The sequence below is a fragment of the Nonomuraea sp. NPDC001684 genome (genome assembly GCF_053596515.1).
Genome location: NZ_JBSFGJ010000651.1, coordinates 1 through 3918, shown reverse-complemented (window position 1 = coordinate 3918; position 3918 = coordinate 1). Strand labels below are relative to the sequence as shown.

The 3918-nt window shown below is 74.9% G+C and carries 5 protein-coding genes; 3 read left to right on the top strand and 2 right to left on the bottom strand.

Annotated elements, in window-relative coordinates:
* Both ACWCSD_RS49370 and ACWCSD_RS49365 read left to right on the top strand, forming a co-directional pair.
* A partial coding sequence (locus ACWCSD_RS49370) for a serine hydrolase domain-containing protein (RefSeq protein ID WP_449926260.1) occupies window positions 1-992 on the top strand: 992 nt, incomplete at its 5' end.
* Window positions 993-1020: 28 nt separating this feature from the next.
* Window positions 1021-1497: a protein-tyrosine phosphatase family protein gene (locus ACWCSD_RS49365; RefSeq protein WP_387670227.1), complete on the top strand. Its 477-nt coding sequence runs from the start codon at window positions 1021-1023 to the stop codon at window positions 1495-1497.
* A gap of 17 nt (window positions 1498-1514) precedes the next feature.
* On the opposite strand, the gene ACWCSD_RS49360 is transcribed toward ACWCSD_RS49365, so the two are convergent.
* Window positions 1515-3134, bottom strand: coding sequence for a RecQ family ATP-dependent DNA helicase (locus tag ACWCSD_RS49360; protein WP_449926257.1), 1620 nt, complete (start codon window positions 3132-3134; stop codon window positions 1515-1517).
* 123 nt (window positions 3135-3257) lie between these two features.
* Here ACWCSD_RS49360 and ACWCSD_RS49355 point away from each other — a divergent pair, with 123 nt between their 5' ends.
* Window positions 3258-3707 carry a DUF6789 family protein gene (locus ACWCSD_RS49355; protein ID WP_397166815.1) on the top strand — a complete coding sequence of 150 codons (450 nt, stop codon included), beginning with the start codon at window positions 3258-3260 and terminating at the stop codon, window positions 3705-3707.
* 13 nt (window positions 3708-3720) lie between these two features.
* Here the strand turns inward: ACWCSD_RS49355 and ACWCSD_RS49350 are convergent.
* Window positions 3721-3918, bottom strand: a 198-nt coding sequence (locus ACWCSD_RS49350; protein WP_449926254.1) for an N-acetyltransferase family protein, incomplete at its 5' end; no start/stop codon positions are given.

The window sequence follows — 3918 nt, the reverse complement described above, 5'->3', positions numbered from 1 at the left end:
AGGAGCTGGCCGGGATCGTGGCGGGACAGGGCGCGACGGCGGCCCTCGCCCGGGTCACCGACGAGCGCGGCACCTGGACGGGCTCGGCGGGCGTGCGCGACGTCGAGCGCGGCGGACGCCCCTCGCCGGGCGGCTACTTCCGGATCGGCAGCGTGACCAAGACCTTCGTCGCCACCGTGGTGCTCCAGCTCGTGGACGAGGGGAAGCTGAAGCTGGACGACCCGATCGGCGACCACCTGCCCGGCCTGGTCCCCGGCGGCGACCGGATCACGGTCCGCGGCCTCCTCGACCACACCAGCCACCTGTACGACTACATGAGCGAGCCCGGCTACTCCACCAACCGCTGGCGCGGCGAGGCCCGCTTCCGCTCCTACCGGCCGGGCGAGCTGCTCAAGGTGGCCTTCGCCAAGAAGCTCCCCGACGACGGCAAGTGGCACTACTCCAACACCAACTACGTGGTGCTCGGCCTGCTGGTGGAGAAGCTGACCGGCCGCACGTACGGCGAGGAGGTCGCCCGCCGGATCCTGCGCCCGCTGGGCCTGCGCCACACGCTGGTCCCCGGCGACCGGGCGGGCCTGCCGTCCCCCCACGCCAAGGGGTACGAGCCGATGCCCGGCCTCGTGGACGCCACCCGGATGAACCCCTCGCTGGACTGGGCCGCGGGAGAGATGATCTCGACCGCCGCGGACCTGGAGCGGTTCATGTCCGCCCTGCTGGGCGGCAGGCTCACCAGCGCCGCGTCCCTGAAGGCCATGCGCACGACCGTCGAGACGGGCGCCGGGTTCCGCTACGGCCTCGGGCTGCAGGCGTACGCGCTGCCGTGCGGCACGGTGTGGGGGCACAGCGGGGAGCTGATCGGCTACCTGACCTTCGCCTTCCGCTCGGACTCCGGCAAGTCGCTGACCCTGTCGCTCAACCCCTCGACCAGGAACCCGTCCACGGCGGAGATCATGGGCATGGCCGTCAAGGTATTCTGCGGGACCGCGGGCTGAGCAGGCCCCGAGACCACGAGGAGGATCCGTGACGACTCCGACGGACGGCCCGACGGGCGAGCCGCCGCTCGCGGGCGCCTTCCGGCTCCCGGACGGCTCCTGGATCCGCGGCCGGGGCCTGCGCCACCCGCTGCCGGACGGCCCGGCGCCCGGCTTCGGCCTCTACCTGGGGTCGGCGCGACTCACCCGCCGCCACGAGGACGGGCTGCGCTGGCCGCACGCGTGGATCGAGTGGCCCGACTTCCTGCTGCCCCGCGACCGCGACGCGGCCGTGGAGCGGATCGGCGACCTGCACCGGCGGGCGCGGGCGGGCGAGGCGGTCGAGGTGGCGTGCGGGGGCGGCGTGGGCCGCACCGGCACGGTCGTCGCCTGCCTGGCCGTCCTGGCCGGTCTCGACCCGGCCGACGCCGTCGCCTGGACGCGCGAGCACCACCATCCCCGGGCGGTCGAGACCCCGTGGCAGCGCCGCTGGATCCTGCGCTTCCCGGGCCCGGCGCGGCGCTAGGCCGGTCCGCGTGTCCCTCAGCCGGTCCGGATCTCGGCGAGCAGGCCCTCTTCGAGGACCACGTCGAGCTGGAGCTCGCGGTATCCGGCGTCCTCGAACAGGACCGTCAGGCGGTCCTCGCCGCGCTGGATGACCTGGCCGGGCCCCCACGCGCGGTGTTCCACCCGGGCGTGCAGCGGGAAGGGGCCGCTCTCCGGGGACGCCTGCCCGGCGGTCCCGGCGCGGCAGGTGTCGCAGTCGCCGCAGTTGTCGGCGAGCTCCTCGCCGAAGTAGCCGAGCAGGAAACGCCGGCGGCAGTCGGTGGTCTCGGCGTAGCGGCGCATCATCTCCAGGCGGCTGCGGTCGACGTCCCGGCGGCGCTCGGCCAGCTCCCTGGCGCGGCTCGCCGCCGCCTGGGGGTCGAGGCCGGGCACGGGATCGACCTTGCGGGTGCCGAGGCGTACCGCGCCGGCTCTCTCCAGCAGGTCCAGCAGCGCCGTGAGGCGTCGCGCCGACAGTCCGGCGCGTTCGGCCAGGCCCTTGCGGTCGCTGCCGGGGCCGGATTCGGCGACCGCCTCGGCGACCCGGGCCAGCCGTTCCTCGTCGGGCGTCCCGCCGGTGAAGAACCGCTGCATCCCCAGGTCCTCGGGCCGGTAGAACAGTAGGGCGTCGGCCGGCTCGCCGTCCCGGCCCGCCCGGCCGATCTCCTGGTAGTACGCGTCCGGCGAACCGGGGATCTCGGCGTGCAGGACGAAACGCACGTCCGGTTTGTCGATGCCCATGCCGAAGGCGTTGGTCGCGACCACGACGTCCAGGTCACCGGCCATGAACCGGTCGTGCACCGCGTCCCGTTCGGCCCGGCGCAGCCCGGCGTGGTAGGCGGCGGCCCGTACGCCGGCCTCGGCCAGCAGTCCGCTCAGCCGTCCGGTCTGCCTGCGCGAGCTCGTGTAGACGATGCCGGGCTTCTTCGCCGCCGCGACGGTCGTGACGATGTCGCCGGCGGGGTCGTCGAGCGCCCGGCGCACCTCCAGCGAGATGTTGGGCCGGTCGAACCCCTGGACGATCTCCACCGGCGTCCGCATGCCCAGCCGCTCGGCGATCTCCGCCCGTACCGGCGGGGCGGCGGTCGCCGTCAGCGCCGCGACGACCGGACGGCCGAGCGCGTCGGCCACCGCGCCGAGCCGCAGGTAGTCGGGGCGGAAGTCGTGCCCCCAGGCCGAGACGCAGTGGGCCTCGTCCACCACCATGAGCGAGGGGGCCGCGGCGGCCAGCTCGCGCAGGACGTCGGGACGGACGAGCTGCTCGGGCGCGCAGAACAGGAACTCCGTCTCACCCGCCCGCAGCGCCTGGAACGTCTCCGCCCGCTCGGCGGCCCGCGTTCCCGCGTCCAGGCTGACGGCCTCCTCGTCGCGGTCGCGCAGGGCCTCGACCTGGTCGCGTTGCAGGGCGATGAGCGGCGAGACCACCAGGGTCGGGCCGCGCAGCAGCAGGGCCGGCACCTGGTAGATCGCCGACTTGCCGCTCCCGGTGGGCATCACCACCAGCGTGTCCCTGCCCTCGGCCAGGGCCGTCATCGCCCGGAGCTGGCCGGGCCGCAGGTCGGTCAGGCCGAGCGCCTGCCTGGCCACCCGCTCGCATTCCGCCGCCGTGTCGCCCATCCGGTCCTCTCTGGTCGGGAAGACCGTTCCTCCTGCCCTGCCGGCCGGCCGGCATGTCAGCCGACGGCCGTGATCCGGGTCATGGCCGGTTTCCGGCGTTCCGTCCCGGGCACCGGACTTCGCATGCGCAACCTCATGAAAGGCGCCGCGGGCGGCGCCGTGGCCACCGCGGCGATGAGCGTGGTGATGCTCGCCGGCAGCCGGGCGGGCCTGATGGAGGACCAGCCGCCGAAACGCATCGCGCGGGCGTTGCTGCCCGGCCACCGGCACCGCCCCAAGCCGGGCGAGGGCGTCGTGGGGGCGCTGGCCCACCTGGGGTTCGGCGTCACCGCCGGAGCCCTGTACGGCCTGCTCACCCGCGGGCGCCGCACCCCGTCCGCGCTGGGCGTCGGGTACGCGCTGACGATCTGGATCGCCAGTTACGAGGGCTGGATCCCGAGCCTGGACATCCTGCCGCCGGTCTCCCGCGACCGGCCCGGCCGTCCCGCGGTGATGGCCCTCGGGCACGTGGTCTACGGATCGGCCCTCGCGACGACCCTGAACCGGCTCAACGCCCGTACGGACCCCCGATGAGCGGGCGCGGCCGTCAGCGTGGCGGGAGCCGCAGCTCGAAGACGACGCGGTCGACGCCGGGGCCGTCGTAGTCCGGGACGGGCCCGGTGACCGTGAAGCCCATCGCGGCGTGGAAGGCGATGGACGCGCCGTTGACCGGGGAGGTGATCGCCCTGACCCGGTCGCGCCCGTCGGCCGTGGCGAGCGCGAAGAAGCGCCGGTAGAGGCGGCG

Bases quoted from the DNA above. Each gene is read 5' to 3' on its own strand.
- ACWCSD_RS49360 (WP_449926257.1), bottom strand. From the start codon at position 3,134: ATGGGCGACACGGCGGCGGAATGCGAGCGGGTGGCCAGGCAGGCGCTC.
- ACWCSD_RS49355 (WP_397166815.1), top strand. From the start codon at position 3,258: ATGCGCAACCTCATGAAAGGCGCCGCGGGCGGCGCCGTGGCCACCGCG.